This window comes from Cellulomonas bogoriensis 69B4 = DSM 16987 (assembly GCF_000767165.1).
Classification (GTDB): Bacteria; Actinomycetota; Actinomycetes; order Actinomycetales; family Cellulomonadaceae; genus Actinotalea; species Actinotalea bogoriensis.
On record NZ_AXCZ01000043.1, the window covers coordinates 1 to 17,645 of the forward strand.

Sequence of the window (17,645 nt, forward strand, 5' to 3'; positions counted from 1 at the left end):
CGGCGCGGGCGTTCGCCGCGGCGCTGCAGTGCCCGGCCGCGGGGTGCGGGCGGTGCCAGGCGTGCACGACGACGGTGGCGGGGACGCACGCGGACGTGTCGGTGGTCGCGACCGAGAAGGTCACGTTCAGCATCGACGAGGTCCGTGACCTCATCGGGGTGGCGCAGCGGGCCCCGTCCCAGGGCCGGTGGCGGGTGATGGTCCTGGAAGACGCGGACCGGATGACCGAACGGACCTCGAACGTGCTGCTGAAGGCGATCGAGGAGCCCCCGCCGCGCACGGTGTGGGTGCTGTGCGCGCCGAGCCCCCAGGACGTGGTGGTGACGATCCGTTCCCGGTGCCGGGGTGTGGCCCTGCGGGTGCCGCCGGTGGGGGCGGTGGCGGACCTGCTGGTGCGTCGGGACGGGATCGACCGTGACGTCGCGGTGGTGGCGGCGCGTGCGGCGCAGAGCCACATCGGGATGGCGCGACGTCTGGCGCGCGACCCCGAGGCCCGGGCGCGCAGGTCCCGGGTCCTGGAGCTGGTCGGGTCGGTGCGGGGTGTGGGTGACGCGGTGCTCGCCGCCGCCGAGCTGGTCGAGACGGCCACCGCAGAGGCGAAGGCCGCGACCGAGGACCGGGACGCGGCCGAGCGCACCGCCCTGCTGCGCACCCTGGGTGTGGAGGACGGCGGCACCCTGCCCCCCACGTCCCGGGCGCAGGTGCGCCAGCTGGAGGAGGACCAGAAGCGGCGGGCGACCCGCACCCAGCGGGACATGCTGGACCGGGCACTGGTGGACCTGCTGTCCCTGTACCGGGACGTGCTGGTGCTCCAGCTCGGGGCGGGTGTGGAGGCGGTGAACGCCGCCCACGGGGACCTGGTCCGCAGGCTCGCCGAGGAGTGCCCTGCGGAGCAGACCTTGCGCCGCATGGATGCCGTGGGCGAGGCGCGCACCCGGTTGGAGGGCAACGTCGCGCCGCTGCTCGCGGTCGAGGCGATGGCGGTGGCGCTGCGGCCCCAGGCCTGAGGGGTCACGGGCGCCCGCGGTGACGTGGGTGTTCGTTACCGTTGTCCCGTGCCCCGCCCTGACGCCCCGCTGCCCCCCGCCCTGGTGATCCCGACGGCCGGACCGTCCCGTCGACGTGGGGCTGTGCTGCGCCGCGCAGTGGCGCTGGGGGCCGGTGCGGCGCTGCTGCTGGCCGGGTGCGTGGCGCCCAAGGAACAGGCGACCGTCGACCCGGACGCCCCACCCCCGGCGCAGGAGCCGACCCTGGGCCAGGAGGGTGACCTGGAGGCCTTCTACGCCCAGGACGTGGTGTGGGAGGAGTGCGGTGAGCTGGAGTGCGCCACCGTCACGGCGCCGTTGAGCTGGGAGGACCCCGAGCAGGGCGAGATCACCCTGGCGCTGCGGCGGGCCGTGGCCACGGGGGGCGAGCCGCTGGGGTCGCTGGTGGTGAACCCGGGCGGGCCCGGCGGTTCGGGGTACGACTTCGTCGAGCAGGCGACCAGCCTGTTCAGCGACCGGCTGCTGGAGGCGTACCACGTGGTGGGGTTCGACCCGCGTGGGGTGGGGCGGTCCTCTGCGGTGGACTGCGGCCCCGACGAGGTGGTCGACGCGTTCCTCACCGCGGACCCCCCGTTCGAGTCCCCCCAGGACCTGGAGGACCAGCGGCGCATGCTGCGGGAGTTCGGGGAGGCCTGCCGGGAGAGCACCGGCGCCCTCCTGGAGCATGTCGACACGGGCAGCGCGGCCCGGGACATGGACCTGATCAGGGCGGTCCTGGGCGAGGACCAGCTGGACTACGCGGGGTTCTCCTACGGGACGTACCTGGGTGCCCGGTACGCCGAGCTGTTCCCCGAGAACGTGGGCCGGTTCCTGCTGGACGCGGCGATGGACCCCTCGGTGACCCTCGACGAGCTGGTGGTCGGCCAGGCGATCGGGTTCGAGAACGCGCTGACGGCGTACGTCGAGGACTGCCAGGCGGCCCGGGGCTGCCCGCTGAGCGGCGGGGTGGAGTCCGGCAAGCAGCAGATCGCCGCGTTGATGGACCGCATCCAGCGCCAGCCGCTGGACACCGCCACGGGCGATGAGCTGAACGCGACCCTGGCGTTCTACGGGATCGTCGTCACGTTGTACGACGACGACTTCTGGTACCTGCTGACCGCGGCCCTGGACGAGGCGATCCGGGAGAACAGCGGCTCGATCCTGCTCGAGCTGGCCAACGCGTACCTCGGTCGCACGACGGAGGGCACGTACGAGTCGAACATGATGATCGCGTTCCAGGCGATCAACTGCATCGACCACACCAGCCCGGAACGCACCTTCGAGGAGATCCAGGCCCTGGCGGACGAGGTCGCGCAGGAGGCGCCGACGTTCGGCCGGGACTTCGCGGCCGGTGCCGGGTGCGAGGCGTGGCCGGTGCCCCCGCGGGGGGAGCGGGGCCCGATCGAGGCGGCGGGCGCGGCACCCATCCTGGTGGTGGGCACCACCGGTGACCCGGCCACCCCGTACGAGTGGAGCGTGGCGCTCGCCGAGCAGCTCGAGTCGGGGGTCCTGCTCACCTGGGAGGGCGAGGGGCACGCCGCGTACGGCCGCTCCAACGACTGCGTGCTGGACGCGGTCGACGACTACCTGGTGGACGGGCTGGTGCCCGAGGACGGGCTGGTGTGCTGACCTGCACCGGGTGACGCCCCCGCTTTGGCCTGGGGGGCTGGGCTGGGTACAGTTGCCCCGGCCCACCCGCGCGGCGGGCCACGCCGCCTTAGCTCAGTCGGCAGAGCGTCTCACTCGTAATGAGAAGGTCAAGGGTTCGATTCCCTTAGGCGGCTCCATCAGGAGTGCAGGTCAGAGGCCCCCTCCGGCACGGCCACGAATGCGGCCTTCGTCGATCGCGCGGCGTACCCGGCCGGCTTGCCAACGGACCCGGGCTGCGAACCGCGGGGTGCGGGGTAGCGCGCCCTTCTGAACCAGGCTCCTCGCGACCTCACGCGCCGCCGCTCTTCACGCGCGCTCGCTCCGCCCGCCGGCCCCCACCAGTAGACCGGCCGCTCTCGGCGCGCTCAGGCGGCGCTCAACGACACCCAGTGGCGATCAAGGCGTCGGGGCGATCTGTGGGGTCATCCGCGGGCCCTCCGCCCAGCATGCATCAGGCAACAGTCACTTGCTGCGGTACTGCAGTTGTAACGCTTGGTTGCAACGAACGTAGTACGCCGATGCGCGGTGCTCAGCAAAGATGCTTCATTTGTATCGCGTGAGTGATACGATCGCAGTATGCCGACGTCCAGCACGCGCGTTCTCGCGGTTGTGTCTGAAATCGCGGCCGGCCAATGGGGACTCCTGACCACCGCCCAGGCCGAACGCCAAGGTGTGACCCGCGTCCAGCTCGCTCGTCTCACCAGCGCCGACGTTCTCGAGCGCGTCGACCGGGGGGTCTACGCCACCCCTGCGGCGCCGGCCGAGCATCGTGCCCTGCGCGCTGCATGGCTCACCCTCGACCCGACCTGCACCGCCGAGGAGCGCCTCGCCGACCCGGTCAGCGCCGGCGTGGCGTCCCACACGTCCGCCGCGGCACTGCACCGCCTCGGTGAACTCCTCGACGACGTCCCCGAACTCACCCACACCGGACGCAAGCAGTCCCGCCGTGGTGTCCGGCTTCACCGCCTGACCCTCACTGACGCTGATGTAACCATCATCGACGGGCTCCCGACGACCACCGAGGAGCGCACCGCCACCGACCTGCTGCGTGACGGCCACGACCCCGACCACATCGCGCAGATCATCGGACAAGGCGTCCGCCGCGGCGTCATCGACGTCGACGACCTCGCCGCCCGCCTCGAGCCCCTCGCCCGCCGACACGGTCAGCCGGACGGCCGTGCGCTCGTCGAGTACCTCCTGGACCTCGTTGACCTGAGCGCGGCAGCACTGACGCGCCAGCTCGTCGCGAGCCCTGCCGGTCGTGAGCTCGTCAACGTCGGCCGACTCGCCGGGATCAACGACACGCTCGCTGAGCTCCTGCCGAAGATCGACACGACCACGATCCTCGGGCTCGCCAAGGTCACCGAGGACTTCGGTTGCCTCACCGGGCTCGCGGAACTCAGCAAGGCCGTCCAAGCTCACACCGGTGTGCACGAGCTCCCGGAGCAGGTGCGGGCTTCCCTCCTCGCGATGACGAACGCCCCCGCGGTGCGCGAGACACAAGACTGGCTGAACTCGCCAGCCGGCCGTGAAGCGACCCGTGCCCTTGCCAAGGTGCCCCGACGTCAGGGAGGTAAGCCATGACGAGCACCGACGGGTACGCCAGCGGTGTCGCGCTGTGGAGTGCGGTGATCGCGCGCGCGAAGGCGACCGCGAGAGCCACCAGCGTTGACAGCGCGGCGCTCGTCCGACGGTTCGTCTTCTCCAGGTTCCTCGCCCGCGTGTTCCACGACCCGTCCAGCCCGTGGGTGCTCAAAGGGGGCACTGCCGTGCTCGCCCGCGTCCACGACGCCAGGACGACCAAGGACGTCGACCTGCTCCACAGGCGCGGTGACCTCGACGACGCCGAGGACCACGCCGTGGGTGAAGCTCGCCGCGAAGTCACGCAGGAAGTGGTCCACCCGGGTCCTCGGTGATCCGGCCCGTGGCGCCTACGCTGTCCCCCATGTCGACGCACAGGGAGGCGCTATGGCGCGCGTGACGCTCCAGACGATCGCCGACCGGGTCGGTGTGAGCCGGATGACGGTCTCCAACGCGTTCTCCCGGCCCGACCAGCTCTCGTCCCAGCTGCGGGCCACGATCCTGGCGACCGCGGAGGAGCTCGGCTACGTCGGGCCGGACCCGTCGGCCCGGGCACTGGCCAGGGGCACGACGGGGGCGGTGGGGGTGCTGCTGACCCACTCGATGCGCACGGCGTTCCGGGACGACATCGCGACGGGGTTCTTCGGTGCGGTGGCCCACGAGCTCGCCCCCACGGGCCTGGCGGTGACGTTGCTGCCGTCGTACGGGTCGGCAGAGGTCATCCCGGCCCGTGACGTGCCCATGGACGGTGCGCTGGTGTACGCGTGCCCCGAGGACGCCCCGGCGCTGGGCTGGTTGGTGCGCCGGCGGCTGCCGCTGGTGTTCGTGGACTGCCAGGACGGTCGGCGCGCCGCGTCGGTCACCCTCGACGAGGACGGCGGTGCTGCGGAGGCCGCCCAGCACCTGGTGGACCTGGGCCACCGGCACGTGGGGCTCCTGACGATCTCGTTCGACGGTCCGCACGGCGTCGTGGCCGACCCGCACACCGCTGGTGCCGGGTTCGTGCCCCGGGCCAGGGCCGAGGGTTGGTTGCGGGTGCTCGAGGGCACCGACGTGCGTCTGACGGCGGTGCAGGTGCCCGACAACACCGAGAGCGACGGGTACGACGGTGCCCGCACCCTGCTGACCCTCCCGGACCGGCCCACGGCGATCCTGTGCTTCTCGGACGTGATGGCGTGGTCGGCGGTGTGCGCCGCAGGTGACCTGGGTCTGCAGGTCCCGGACGAGGTGTCGGTGGTGGGCTTCGACGACAGCCCGTTGGCGCGCCGCGTCCGTCCGGACCTCACGACCGTGCGCCAGGACCTGGAGGCCAAGGGCAAGGCGGCCGCCCGCACCCTCACCGAGGCGATCGGGCGCCACCGCGCGGGCAACCCCGAGGTCCCCGAGGACGTGGTCCTGCCCACGTCCCTGGTGGTGCGCGGCAGCACCGCCCCACCACCGGCGGCCTGACCCCCGGGCCGGGCGCCGGCGCCGGCCCCGGGCTCCTCAGCCCGTGGTCGCCGGTGGTCTGCCGGTGTCCCGGCTGGGCTGCACCCGCTTGGGCTCGCCCGGCATCTTCGGGTGGTCCGGCGGGTACGGCAGGTCACCGAGCCCCTGGTCGCGCTCGTGGCGGTCGGCCAGCTCCAGCAGACCCTCCAGGGAGCAGGGCCGCCGTGCACTGTCACCGGCCGCGAGCGGGGCGTGCAGGTCGCCGAGCCGGGCCAGGCGTCCGGGGACGGTCGTGACGTCCAGGTCGCGGGGGTCCACGTCGGTGAGCTCGTCCCAGGTGACGGGGGTCGAGACTGTGGCCCGGGGGTCGGCGCGGATCGAGTACGCCGAGGCGATCGTGCGGTCGCGTGCCATCTGGTTGTAGTCGACGAACACCTTCTGACCGCGCTCCTCCTTCCACCACGCGGTCGTCACCTGGTCCGGCACCCGCTGCTCGAGGTCCCGCGCCAGGGCGATGGTCGCGCGGCGCGCTTCGGTGAAGGTCCAGCGGGGCTCGACGGGCACGTAGACGTGCAGCCCCCGACCCCCGGACGTCTTGGGGTGACCGGCCAGGCCGTGGGCGTCCAGCACCTCCTGCAGGACGGGGACCACCGCCACGACGTCCCCGAACCCGGTGCCGGGCTGCGGGTCGAGGTCGATGCGCAGCTGGTCGGGACGGTCGACGTCCGTGCCGGTCACCGGCCAGGGGTGGAACGTGAGCGTCCCCAGGTTCGCCGCCCACACCAGCACCGCGACCTCGGTGGGGCTGACCTCGTCGGCGGTGCGGCCCGAGGGGAACGTGACGCGGCTCGTGCGCACCCACGGCGATGACGTACCGCACCACGTCCAGCTTCGTCAGGCCACGCTCGGGGAACACCAGCCGGTCGGGGCTGGTGACGCGCACGGCCCGGCCTGCGACGTCGATCTCGACCGCGGGGGACCCTGGGCGCGCCATGGGATCACGCTAGGACGCGGCGGGCCGGGCGGCGAGGGCTGCGTACGGCGCGCGTGGTGAGAGTTGCGGTACGACTCACGGTCTCACGGCCATTAACCTGTTCGGGTGACGACCCACGAGCCGGTGAGCGCCGCCCTGCGGGACGCGAAGGAACGTGCCCGTTCCCAGCACTACACCGCGGGCACGGTCACCACCGACCCCGACGGCACCCTGTGGCTGGAGTGCTCGTGCGGGACCGTCCTGCGCAACGGGCCCACCTGGTCCCTGGACGAGCACGTCCGTCTGCACCGGGCCGAGGCGAAGTACCTGGAGCTGTCGACGGCCGCGCCCCCCGGGATCCCGCGCCTGGTCGAGGCACGAGGAAGGGCCGCTGGGTGACTGCTGTGCACGTCAGGCCGTCTCTCACCCGCTCTCGACGAGACGCAGGGGCGCAGATGCGTCACCCTGGAGGTGTGCTCGACGGCGAGCGGCGGGCCACCGGCACCGGACGGAGGAGGTCGACATGAGCGGCGAACGCGCGCGGCGCACCTCCTCCGGCAGCACGCTGCGGCTGGTCGACGGCGGCGGGGAGGCCTCCACCGCTCCGGAGCAGACGCGCCCCGGGACGGTGGGAGCGCAGGGCGAGGACCTGGAGTCGATCGTGCTGCCCGGTCAGCGGCAGTCGGTCGCGGTCGGTCGGCACTGGGTGGTGAGCACCGCCGCGGCCCAGGGCGTCACCGGCATGGTGAACCAGGTGCTCGAGCTGCTGTCCAGCGAGCTGCTGTCCAACGCGGTGCTCCACGGTCCGGGTGGGAGCGCCGTGGGCCTGCAGCTGCGGTGCTCCGACGGGTCGGTGCGGGTGTCGGTCAGCGATGCCGGGCCGGAGGCACCCGTGGTGATGGCGCACGAGCCGTCCTCGCTGAGCGGCCGCGGCATGGCCATCGTGGAGGCGATGGCCTCGCGATGGGGCGTCGAGGAGCACCGTGACGGTGGCAAGACCGTCTGGTTCGAGCTCGACCTCGACGACTTCTGACCTCTGCGCGGACCGTCCCCACGATATTCACGGCCCGAGCCGGTATATCGCCGTGAGTGAGAGCGCAGGTCACAGGCCTCTCCTGCGCGCCGCCCCACCTGTCCCGGGACGAAGTGCCCACCTCCCGCGCCTCGGCGACGCCGACGATGACGCGAGGGCGTCGCGAGTGGGGGAGGCATCAGGTGGTGGTGGACCAGTGGTTCAGGCGAGTGCGCAGCGCCTCGATGGTCATGGTGGTGGCGGCTCTGCTGTTCCCGCTCCTGGCCCTGCCGTCGACCGCGCAGACGGTGGCCGCCACGGTCACCCCCCAGGCCGAGAACTCCCAGCCGGCAGAGATGACCGTCTTCTGGGGTGACGGCTGCGCGCGCTGCGCCGAGCAGGACGAGTGGCTCGACGCCAACGCCGACCGCTACCCGGGGCTGGACGTCGTCAAGTACGAGGTGTGGAACGACGCCGCCAACCGGGAACGCTTCCGTGCCCTGGGCGCAGAGATGGGCTTCGACGCCACGTCGGTGCCCACCACGGTCATCGACCAGCGCGTGTGGATCGGGTGGACCGACCAGATCGCCCGGGACGTGGAGGCCGCGCTCGACAACGCCACCAACGGGCTGCCCGTCCCCGCCGGCGTCTACGGCACCCCCGGTGCAGGCACCTGCACCGAGGACGACCTGCAGTGCGACGGCGACACCGGGGCGTCCATCAGCATGCCCCTGATCGGGGACGTCAACCTCGCCGACCAGTCGTTGCTGGTCGCCACCCTCGCGATCGGGTTCGTCGACGGGGTCAACCCGTGCTCGCTGTGGGTCATCTCGATCCTGCTCGCCATCGTCCTGCGCACCGGCTCACGGCGCCGAGTGATCGCCGTGGGCACCACGTTCCTGCTGGTGACGGCGGCCATGTACGGGCTGTTCATGGTCGGGATCTACTCGGCGCTCACGATCGTGGGCTTCCTCGGCGCGATCCAGGTGGTGGTCGCCCTCGCGGCCGGCATCTTCGGGGTGGTCAGCGTCAAGGACTACTTCGCGTTCAAGAAGGGCATCTCCTTCACGATCGCCGACTCCGCCAAACCGGGCATCTACCAGCGGGCCCGCGCGGCGGCCGCGCACCGGTCGCTGATCCCCGCGCTCGCGGCCACCGCGGCGCTGGGCGTGGCGGTGTCGCTGCTGGAGCTGCCGTGCACCGCCGGGTTCCCGGTCCTGTGGGCGGGGCTGCTGCAGGCCAACGGCGTGGGTCTGGCCGAGGCCGGTGGCCTGTACGTCGCGTACATGGTCCCGTACCTGCTCGACGAGATGATCGTGTTCGGCGTGGCCGTGGTGACGATGCGCGCCACCAAGATGCAGGAGAAGCACGGCCAGGTCCTCAAGCTCGTGGCCGGCACGACCATGCTGGCCCTGGCCGGTGCGATCGTCGTCGACCCCGCCATCATGGAGAACCCGGTGCTGGCCCTGGCGCTGTTCACCGGAGCGATCCTGGCGGCGGTGCTGATCCACCTGGTCACCACCCAGGTGCGGACGGCCCGCGCGGCGGCCCGTGCATCCGGGGACCTCCAGGACCCGGGGGACGACGGAGGGGCCGGCGGGTCCGGGCACTGCCCGGACCTCACCGACCCCTCCGGTGGTGACGCCGACGCGGTCGACGTCAGGGACGCAGCGGTCCCAGGGCGATGACGCGCACGCGGCGCTCGACGGACGAGCCCTCGACCTCGTCGTTGCCGGTGTAGGTCACCGTCAGGACGTGCTCACCGGGCGGCAGGGCGCTGCTGGGTATCGCCAGGGCGGCCGCGCCCGTCCGTCCGTGGGCCACGACCCGTGCGCTGCCGAGCAGCCGGTCACCGACCTTGACCTCGATCCGCCCGGTGGGCGTGGGCCCGTCGGTGCGGACGGTCGCTGCGACGGGCAGGGGCAGCCCCCGCGGGGAGGCACCGGGGACGACGGCCGTCAGCCGGGAGGCCGCGAGGTCCGGCACCTCACCCGGCTCGGGGACCTCCACGGTGACCGGCTCCGAGCGGGACCCGGTCCAGGCGTCGTCGTCCGGCTCGAACGCCGCGACCACCTCGTGGGTGCCCGGCGGCAGCTCGACCTCCAGGCGGGCCTCGCCCCCGTCGACGGCCTGCTCGCCAAGGGTCTCCTCGCCGCGCAGGAACGTCACCGTGCCGGTGGCGTCGTCAGGGTCGACGGACGCCACCAGGGTGACCGTTCCGGTGGTGGGGTCGCCCTCCACCGCCAGGTCCGTGGTGGTGGGCGTGACCGGCCCGGTCACCACGTCGACGAGCTGGGCACGTGCACCCGGCTCGTTCAGGGCGTGCAGCACGAGCAGCTGCTGGTCGACGTCCTCGGCCTGCTCCGCACGGTGGACCGTCAGGGGCGTGCCCGCGTCGGACGGGAACCACAGCCGCTCGGCCCCGTCACCGGAGTCGAACCACAGCGGCGGGTCGAACGGGTCCACGTCGAACGGCGGGACCTCGTCGACGATGTTCGACCCGTCCGGTGCCCACCGCGAGAACGTCGCGACCGTCACCGACGGGGTGTCACCCGGTGCGATGCCGACGGCGTCCAGGGTCATGGGTGCCACGAGCACGTCGTTGTCGAACACGGTGCCGGTCGGGTCGCCCCACAGGCCGTCCACGGGCATCACGTCGAGCAGGGCGCCCTGGCTGTACGACCCGTCCGCGAAGTCCAGGGCGTAGGTCTCCAGGACGGTGACGTCGAGGTCCGTGCTGAGCTTGCGCACGTACGCCTCCAGGTCCCAGATGCCGTCACCGTCGATGTCGACGTTGATGATCGGGATCACCGCGACGCCCAGGCGGGTCCAGGGGCCGTCGGTCGTCAGACCGATGCCCAGGGTGCCCGTCGCGGGGTCGCCGCCGGCTGCCGCCAGCTGGGGTGCGGTCGAGGCGTACCCCACGTGCCGCAGGTCGCCTGCGGCGACCGACGACGGCGAGGTGCTCACCCCGGGGGTGGCGTCCAGGCGGGGACTGCTGACGGCGTGCACCAGCGGCGCGACGTGCGAGCGCCACCCGTCGGCCTGGACCCCGGCCCCGTCCAGCCGCAGCGGGGCGCTGGTCGAGCCCTCCCGTACGGTCACGGTGCGGGCGGTGAGGTCGCTGACCGGGCGCGGTGCGGCGTGCACCGGGACCCGCAGCTCGTCGCCGTCCTCCGGGGTGAGGACCAGGCGACCCGACACCGACGAGACGAACTCCCGTGGGATGTCGATGCCCAGGTCGTAGGACTCCTCGGACGTGGGGTCGATCTCACGGGCGAGGGTCTCGGGGTCGACCGTGAGGGTCACGGTGACCAGGGCGGTGCGCCCGGCGGGCACGGTGACCGTCGCCGGGTGCACGCTGATCTGCGCGCCCCCCGCGGTGGTCGCGCCGTCGAAGGAGGTCGTGAAGGTGCGGGCGCTGCTGCCGGTGTTCCGCACCGTCACGGTGCGGCGCTCCTCGAGGGTCTCCTGCCCGACGTGCACCACCCCGAACACCACCGAGACGAGCTCGGCGTCGTCGGTGGCCCACGCCAGGACGTCGGTGGTGACCGCGTCCAGGGCGTCCACCCGGCCCGAGCCGACCCGTTCGGGTCCCTGCACGGGTCCCGCCTGACCCGGCTGGCCGTACACGTCGTGGGTGGCGGTGTTCATGATCGCGGTCTTGATCTGCTGGGGCGTCCACCCCGGGTTCGCCTCGGCCACGAGCGCGGCGATGCCGGCCACGTGCGGTGCCGACATCGAGGTGCCGGTCTTGGTGCTCGCGGCGGTCCCGGAGCCGGACGACGCCGAGGAGATCAGCGTGCCCGGCGCGGCGACGTCGGGCTTGACCACGCCGAGGGAGCCGTGGACCCCGCGGGAGGAGCTCTGGGCGATCAGGTCGGCGAGGTCCTCGTCGGTGACGAACGCGGCGTTGTCGAGGGAGGGCCCCATGCGCATGACGACGCCGCCCTCGCGGATGGCGGGCAGCAGCGTCTGGGTGGCCCCGGCGGTCAGCTGGGCACCGGGGATGTCCTCGTTGCCGGCGATCCCGGCGCTGAACACGGGCTCGGTGGTGCCGATGAGCACGCCGGCGGCGCCGGCCTGGGCGGCGTTGTTCCAGCGGGCGACGCTGCCGCACGCGCGGCTGGTGCCGTCGTCGTCCCACCACAACCAGACGATGGCGTCCTCGATGGCCTCCCGGTACTGCTCCAGGGAGGTGCAGCCGGTGACGTCGTCGCCGACGTGCACCACCGGTGCGGTGACGTCCTCGGTCCCGGTGTAGAACACGGTGTTCTGGGCGGGGTGCAGGCCCTCCAGGTCGCTGCCGGGGGCCTCGAGGACCTCGACGGCGTCGTAGGTCTGGGAGGCGCCGACCGAGTTCGCGACGGTCAGGGTGCTGCGGGCGTTGCCGGGGGTGCCGCCGATGTCGGTCACGTCACCGGAGTTGCCGGCCGAGGTCACGGCCAGGGTGCCGAGGTTCGCGAGCCGGTCGATGAACAGGTTCTCGGGGTCGTCGGCGGGTGTGCCCACCGAGCCCAGGGACAGGTTCACGATGTCGAGGCGGTCGTTGTAGTCGTGGTCGCCGTCCGGGTCGGCCGCCCACTCCAGGGCCTGGATCGTCAGGGCGGTGCTGCCGCCGTTGTCGCCGAACACCTTCAGGGCGTAGACGCCGGCCTCGGGGGCCGAGCCGGGCCCGACCCGCCACTCGTCCAGGTCGTCGATCGCGGCGTAGTCCCCGTCGAAGGTGCTCCCGTCCGGCAGCACCCCGTACCCGGCCGCGGTCGCGGCGACGTGGGTGCCGTGGCCGCCGTTCGGGCTGGCGTCGGGTGCGTCGATGGGGTTGGCGTTGGGGCTGGGGACGGTGGTGGCCCCGGGGGCGGTGGCGTTCGGGTCGGCGTTGTAGTCGGGTCCGGCGAAGTCCCACCCGCCCAGGTACTTGGTGTCGTCGAGCAGGTGCGTGGGAACCGGGCCGGTGCCGTCCTCGCCGTAGGCCTCGGCGTAGGCCTCGGCGGTGCCGGGGCCGCCGAACGCGGCGTGGGTGTAGTCGATGCCGGTGTCGATCACGCCGATGGTGACGTCCTGGCCGGTCATGCCGGTGGACTCCCAGGCCTGGGCGGCGCGGGTGAACACGTCCGCACCCTTGTTGTTGGGCACCTTGGGGGTGATGAGGTGGATCGCCTCGACGCCCTCGCTGCCCGCCAGTGCGCGGATGCGGGCCGCGTCACCGTCGACGACCATCCCTGCGACCAGGGTGGTGGTGACGGCCAGGCGGGTGGGGGTGTCGCTGGAGGCGCGCGTGCTGAACGTGCCGACGTCCTCCACGGCGTCGGGGACGACCTCCTCGGCGAGGGCGGTGGTCTCCTCGGCGGCCTCGGCGGGGTCGTCCCCGGCCTCGGCTGCGTCGACGCCCGCGGTGGTGGCGAGCTCGACGAACGCGGTGACGTGGCCCTCGGCCAGGAGCATCGACTCGGCGATCACGTCACCGGCGGGGTCCAGCGCCTCCAGCCGCTCGAGGGCGCCGGCGGGCCGGTCGAGCCCGTCGGAGTGCTGGACGACGGGGTCGTCGGGGGGTGGGGTGGCGTTGGCGACGCCGAGGGACAGGGTGAGCGGCAGGGACAGTGCCGCGGCGAGGGCGGCTGCAAGCGTGCTGCGGGGACGGTGCATGACTCTCCAGGGATGACCGGATCGGGCATGTCGGGCCCACATGAGTCGTGGAGGCGGCTCGAGCCGGTGCGTACCCCCACGGCGTCACGACGGCTCGGGGGAACAGTAGGTCGGCGACCACCCCCGGTGCGTGATGTCCGGGATGACGGCGTGTCGTGTCTTTTGTGACTCATCTCTCGTGGAGGTGCGAGCCGGTCCCGTGGTAGGGACACTCGCAGGACGGCGGCGCGCATCGCGTCCCGCGGGTGTCCGGCAGCGGTGGGGGCGAGGTGGTCACGTGCACGACCAGCAGGTGCCGCGGCTGTGCGTGCTCGCGGTCACACCCCTGCTCACCGTGACCGTCGAACCGGGACGGGGCCCGGAGGCGGACGTCCACGTCCACGCCGGTGGGCAGGGGCTCTGGGTCGCGCGCATGGCGCGGTCCCTGGGCGCCGAGGTCGTCCTGTGCGGGCCGTTCGGCGGCGAGACCGGCGACGTCGTCGCGCACCTGGTCGCCCGCGAGCGCATCGAGGTGCGCCCCACCCCGTACGCGGGCAGCAACGGCGCGTACGTCCACGACCGTCGCGCCGGTCAGCGCGCCGAGGTCGCCCGCATGGCCCCGAGCAGGCTGGGCCGTCACGAGCTGGACGACCTGTACGGGACGGTGCTGGTCGCCGCGCTCGACGCGGACGTCGTCGTGCTGGCGGGCGACGACCCGGCCGGCACGGTGCCCGCCGAGATGTTCGGCCGGCTCGCGGGGGACCTGCGGGTGGCGGGCCGTACCGTCGTGGCCGACCTGTCCGGTCAGGCGACCCGGGAGGTGCTGGACCCGGGGGTGGGCGTGCTGAAGATGAGCCACGTCGAGATGTGCGAGGGCGGGTTCGCCGACGGTGACTCCCCGTCACGGCTGGTGGAGGGTGCGCGGCGCATCGTCTCGCGCGGGGTGCGCGCGGTCGTGGTCTCCCGGGCCGCCGACGCCACCCTGGTGGTCACGCGCCGGGACGCCTGGGAGGTCACGGTCCCGGCCGTGACCACGGTCGAGCACCGTGGCGCGGGCGACTCGATGACGGCGGGCATCGCGGTGGGTCTGGCGCGCGGGGAGGACCTGCTGCACGCGGTGCGCACCGGTGCCGCCGCCGGGGCGCTCAACGTGACCCGTCGCGGGCTGGGCACGGGCCGTCGGGACGAGATCGAGAGGTTCGCGGAGGAGATCATGACCCGGCGGCTGGGAGCCGGGCAGGAGGAGGACCGATGAGGGCTCTGATCACGAACGACGACGGCATCGCCTCGCCCGGCCTGGCGGTGCTGGTCGACGTGGCGCTGGAGGCCGGGTACGAGGTCGTGGTCGCGGCCCCCGCACGGGAGTCCTCGGGGGCGAGCGCCTCGCTCCTGGGGGCCGAGCGCGACGGTACCCTGCTGGTCGACCCGACCCGCGCACCCGGCGTCCCGGACCACGTCACCTGCTACGCGGTGCGGGCGGCGCCGGCGCTGATCGCGTTCCTGGCCGCGCACGACGGTTTCGGGCCCCGCCCGGACGTCGTGCTGTCGGGGGTGAACCTGGGGGCGAACACCGGTCACGCCGTGATCCACTCGGGCACGGTCGGCGCGGCGCTCTCGGCGATGACCCACGGCATCCACGGCCTGGCGGTCTCGGTCGCCTCGGCGCGGCCGCGCCACTGGGACACGGTCAGGGGTGTGGCCGCGCGTGGTCTGCGGTGGTTGACCGACCGCCCTGCCCGCGGGGGCGTCCTGAACGTCAACGTGCCCGACGTCCCGGCGGATCGTCTTGAGGGCGTGCGCTCGGCGCCCCTGGCCTCGTTCGGGGCGGTCCAGGCGCGGGTGCACGAGGTGGACCGTGGCCAGCTGATGGTGACCTACTCCGAGATCGACCCGGCCCGGGACGCGGAGTCCGACGCGGGTCTGCTCGCGCGTGGCTGGGCGACCATGACCCTGCTGCAGGCGCCCTGCTTCGACCCCGATGCCGACATCGAGGAGGTCACCGGCCCGTTGTGAGGGGCGTCACCGGGCGTAGCGTTCGACGAATGCGCCGAGCACCCGCCCCGGTTCGGTGACGACGGCCTCTCGCGCGCGACGGACGACGGCGTCGAGCTCGTCGGTGGGGAAGTACCCGGCGTCGCGGTAGACGGTCGCCCGGTCGATGAGTCCCCGGGCGTCCAGCTCGGGGTGGAACTGGGTGGCGTACAGGTGCTCACCGACCCGGAACGCCTGCACGGGGCAGGCGTCCGAGGTGGCCAGGAGGGTCGCGCCGGGGGGCAGTACCCGTACGGCCTCCTTGTGCCCGACGAACGCCGTGAACGTGGGAGGCAGCGCCCCGAGCACGGGGTCGGCGCGGCCCGCGTCGGTGAGCCTGACCTCGACGGCTCCGACCGGTTCGCCGTAGGTGCGGTCGACGACGCCCCCGGCGTGCACCCCCAGGGTCCCCACCCCGTAGCAGGCTCCGAGGAAGGGCACGCCTGCGGCGGTGACCCGGTCCAGCAGGGTCGACATCTCCCGTTCGACCCGCACCTGGGTGGGGGACTTCTCCTGCGGGGGGTCGCTCGCGCAGTAGGGGCTGCCGCCGAGGATCACCCCGGAGAGCGCGTCCAGGTCGAGGTCGGGCATGGGACCGGCCTCGAGGCGGACGCGGACGAGGTCCTGGGGCCCGAGGCCGGCGAACCGCCGGACGGCTTCGAGCTCGGCGTCGGCCGCGGCGTCCTCGGCGCGCGTGCCCACCAGCAGGAACGGCTTCACCTGCGTGACCCTAGTGCGAAGGGGGTGGCGCTCGTGCCTCGACCCGGGTAATGTCTTTCACGAAGTTGCTGTGCTTGCACGTCTTGAGTGCGCCCGGCCCCGGCCAGGCGCTTTTTCCTTACCAGGAGCGGACGACGAACACGCGCTTGATCACGGCCCCGATCCGCGGGTCCGTACGACCCTCCTGAAGGAGACTGACATGGCTACTGGCACCGTGAAGTGGTTCAACGCCGAAAAGGGCTTCGGCTTCATCGCCCCCGACGACGGCGGCGCCGACGTCTTCGCCCACTACTCCGCGATCAACTCGAGCGGCTACCGCTCGCTCGAGGAGAACCAGAAGGTCGAGTTCGAGGTGAACCAGGGCCCGAAGGGCCCGCAGGCCGCGAACATCACGCCGCTCTGATCCTCGCGATCTGACATCGCGACGCGGGTCCTGACCCGCTGATCGATCTCCGGAAGCCCCGGCCCCTCGTGGCCGGGGCTTCCGCGCTTCTCCGTCCCCTTGATCCGCCCCTGACGTGGGTTCCGGACCGGGAGGGGTCGGGGGCCCCTCACCCCTGCAGGTGGCTGGCGGGGTCGTCGTCGGTGCCGTGGGGCTCGGGCGGCATCGACCGCATCTGCTGGGCGTCCTGGGCGGCCGCGTCGGGCCCGACGGTGTCAGGACCCTCGGCCTGGATCCGGTCGCGCTGCTCACGGTCGGGGGTGTTCGTGCCGTCGTCGGGGTGCTCGTTCATCGGGACTCCTCGGGTGGGTCGACGGGAGGTGGTCCGGCCACGGTAGGTCGGTCCGGTGCCGCCCGCCCCCGCAGGGGCGTCGCACGGCTGGTGAGACCCAGCGTGGCGCGGTGCAAGATCGGCCGCGGTCACGACACAGTGCACGGTAGGTGCGCACGCGGGGTGCGCCCGCATCCACCGGGGGAGCGTCCGTGCACGACGACAGCTGGTTCGAGGGGCTGTTCCGCGAGCACGCGGGCGCCGTGCACCGGTACTTCGCCCGGCGGGTGGCGCCCGACGACGTCCAGGACCTCACCGCCGACGTGCTGGTCACGGCGTGGCGTCGGCGCGCGGACGTGCCCGATGGGGCCGAGCTGCCCTGGCTGTACCGGACCGCGGGGTACGTCCTGGCCAACCACCGCCGCAAGGCGCGTCCGGTCCCGGTCGAGGACGTCCCCGAGGATGCCGACGACGTCGACCCGGCCGACCTGGTGGTCGCGGACCAGCAGGTCCGTGCCGTGCTGGCGGTGCTGTCGCCACGGGACCGCCGCATCCTGCTGCTGCACGCGTGGGAGGGGCTGACCGGGGCGGACCTGGCCGTGGTCCTGGGAGTGGGGCGCGGGGGAGCGGACGCGGCGTTGTCGCGGGCACGGGCGCGGCTGCGCCAGGCGTGGAGCGAGCAGCAGGACGGGTTCCGCCCACCTGCAAGCCCGGTGGTCGGTGAGACACAGACGGGGTGAGGTCCCGTTGGGGCCCGACCCCCAGGAGGACACCGTGAGCAACGACGAGACCGGGACGCCCGCCGACGACACCGCCCTGGAGCGGTTGCGCGCCGCCGACCCTGCCCGCGACCGGAGCCCGGACCTGGACGCCCTGCGCGCCCGGGT

At 73.1% G+C, this 17,645-nt stretch carries 16 protein-coding genes and 1 tRNA gene; 13 read left to right on the top strand and 4 right to left on the bottom strand.

Translation table 11 applies throughout. From position 1 onward, the window contains the following. The 6 genes from N869_RS06015 to N869_RS06040 form a co-directional block, all read left to right on the top strand. On the top strand, positions 1-1,007 hold a 1,007-nt coding region (locus N869_RS06015; RefSeq protein ID WP_035059236.1), incomplete at its 5' end, for a DNA polymerase III subunit delta'. Between the two features lie 48 nt (positions 1,008-1,055). Beyond that, on the top strand, positions 1,056-2,654 hold the full coding sequence (locus N869_RS06020; RefSeq protein WP_232229626.1) for an alpha/beta hydrolase: 1,599 nt from the start codon (positions 1,056-1,058) through the stop codon (positions 2,652-2,654). Between the two features lie 82 nt (positions 2,655-2,736). Beyond that, positions 2,737-2,812: transfer RNA gene (locus N869_RS06025), tRNA-Thr, on the top strand. Positions 2,813-3,284: 472 nt separating this feature from the next. Then, positions 3,285-4,259, top strand: coding sequence for a type IV toxin-antitoxin system AbiEi family antitoxin domain-containing protein (locus N869_RS16455; protein ID WP_198025981.1), 975 nt, complete (start codon positions 3,285-3,287; stop codon positions 4,257-4,259). Beyond that, positions 4,256-4,591 (top strand): nucleotidyl transferase AbiEii/AbiGii toxin family protein, encoded by a 336-nt coding sequence (locus tag N869_RS06035; RefSeq protein WP_035059239.1) that lies wholly within the window; start codon positions 4,256-4,258, stop codon positions 4,589-4,591. Before N869_RS16455 ends, N869_RS06035 begins: the two co-directional genes overlap by 4 nt. 52 nt (positions 4,592-4,643) lie before the next feature. Continuing rightward, entirely contained in the window at positions 4,644-5,705 is a 1,062-nt protein-coding gene (locus N869_RS06040; protein ID WP_035059242.1) for a LacI family DNA-binding transcriptional regulator, read from the top strand. A gap of 36 nt (positions 5,706-5,741) precedes the next feature. Here N869_RS06040 and N869_RS06045 read toward each other — a convergent pair whose 3' ends face one another. Continuing rightward, complete coding sequence (locus tag N869_RS06045; RefSeq protein WP_456297584.1) at positions 5,742-6,542, bottom strand: DNA polymerase domain-containing protein; 801 nt, start codon at positions 6,540-6,542, stop codon at positions 5,742-5,744. 241 nt (positions 6,543-6,783) lie between these two features. Between N869_RS06045 and N869_RS06050 the strand changes: the two genes are divergently transcribed. The 3 genes from N869_RS06050 (at position 6,784) to N869_RS16460 (ending at position 9,357) form a co-directional block, all read left to right on the top strand. Beyond that, complete coding sequence (locus tag N869_RS06050; protein ID WP_052105137.1) at positions 6,784-7,056, top strand: hypothetical protein; 273 nt, start codon at positions 6,784-6,786, stop codon at positions 7,054-7,056. A 124-nt stretch (positions 7,057-7,180) separates the two neighbouring features. After that, positions 7,181-7,690 carry an ATP-binding protein gene (locus tag N869_RS06055; protein WP_084136525.1) on the top strand — a complete coding sequence of 170 codons (510 nt, stop codon included), beginning with the start codon at positions 7,181-7,183 and terminating at the stop codon, positions 7,688-7,690. Positions 7,691-7,878: 188 nt separating this feature from the next. Next, entirely contained in the window at positions 7,879-9,357 is a 1,479-nt protein-coding gene (locus N869_RS16460; RefSeq protein WP_156968386.1) for a hypothetical protein, read from the top strand. Here the strand turns inward: N869_RS16460 and N869_RS06065 are convergent. Further along, entirely contained in the window at positions 9,329-13,315 is a 3,987-nt protein-coding gene (locus tag N869_RS06065; protein ID WP_052105139.1) for a S8 family serine peptidase, read from the bottom strand. The two genes, N869_RS16460 and N869_RS06065, sit on opposite strands and share 29 nt — an antisense overlap. A gap of 277 nt (positions 13,316-13,592) precedes the next feature. Here N869_RS06065 and N869_RS06070 point away from each other — a divergent pair, with 277 nt between their 5' ends. After that, complete coding sequence (locus N869_RS06070; protein ID WP_035059245.1) at positions 13,593-14,549, top strand: 1-phosphofructokinase family hexose kinase; 957 nt, start codon at positions 13,593-13,595, stop codon at positions 14,547-14,549. Further along, a complete protein-coding gene (gene surE / locus N869_RS06075; RefSeq protein ID WP_035059249.1) occupies positions 14,546-15,307 on the top strand; it encodes a 5'/3'-nucleotidase SurE in 762 nt (253 codons plus the stop codon). Before N869_RS06070 ends, surE begins: the two co-directional genes overlap by 4 nt. Before the next feature lie 6 nt (positions 15,308-15,313). Here surE and N869_RS06080 read toward each other — a convergent pair whose 3' ends face one another. Continuing rightward, a complete protein-coding gene (locus N869_RS06080; RefSeq protein WP_035059252.1) occupies positions 15,314-16,045 on the bottom strand; it encodes a glutamine amidotransferase in 732 nt (243 codons plus the stop codon). 199 nt (positions 16,046-16,244) lie between these two features. Between N869_RS06080 and cspE the strand changes: the two genes are divergently transcribed. Next, entirely contained in the window at positions 16,245-16,448 is a 204-nt protein-coding gene (gene cspE, locus N869_RS06085) for a transcription antiterminator/RNA stability regulator CspE (RefSeq protein ID WP_035059255.1), read from the top strand. Between the two features lie 148 nt (positions 16,449-16,596). On the opposite strand, the gene N869_RS06090 is transcribed toward cspE, so the two are convergent. Next, complete coding sequence (locus tag N869_RS06090; protein ID WP_035059258.1) at positions 16,597-16,779, bottom strand: hypothetical protein; 183 nt, start codon at positions 16,777-16,779, stop codon at positions 16,597-16,599. A gap of 191 nt (positions 16,780-16,970) precedes the next feature. Here N869_RS06090 and N869_RS06095 point away from each other — a divergent pair, with 191 nt between their 5' ends. Continuing rightward, positions 16,971-17,498, top strand: coding sequence for an RNA polymerase sigma factor (locus N869_RS06095; protein WP_332248752.1), 528 nt, complete (start codon positions 16,971-16,973; stop codon positions 17,496-17,498). The last annotated feature ends 147 nt before the right edge of the window (positions 17,499-17,645 follow it).

Excerpts from the sequence above, each read along its gene's own strand:
- N869_RS06035 (WP_035059239.1), top strand. The coding sequence starts at position 4,256 with ATGACGAGCACCGACGGGTACGCCAGCGGTGTCGCGCTGTGGAGTGCG.
- N869_RS06040 (WP_035059242.1), top strand. The coding sequence starts at position 4,644 with ATGGCGCGCGTGACGCTCCAGACGATCGCCGACCGGGTCGGTGTGAGC.
- N869_RS06055 (WP_084136525.1), top strand. The coding sequence starts at position 7,181 with ATGAGCGGCGAACGCGCGCGGCGCACCTCCTCCGGCAGCACGCTGCGG.
- N869_RS06065 (WP_052105139.1), bottom strand. The coding sequence starts at position 13,315 with ATGCACCGTCCCCGCAGCACGCTTGCAGCCGCCCTCGCCGCGGCACTG.
- surE (WP_035059249.1), top strand. The coding sequence starts at position 14,546 with ATGAGGGCTCTGATCACGAACGACGACGGCATCGCCTCGCCCGGCCTG.
- cspE (WP_035059255.1), top strand. The coding sequence starts at position 16,245 with ATGGCTACTGGCACCGTGAAGTGGTTCAACGCCGAAAAGGGCTTCGGC.
- N869_RS06090 (WP_035059258.1), bottom strand. The coding sequence starts at position 16,779 with ATGAACGAGCACCCCGACGACGGCACGAACACCCCCGACCGTGAGCAG.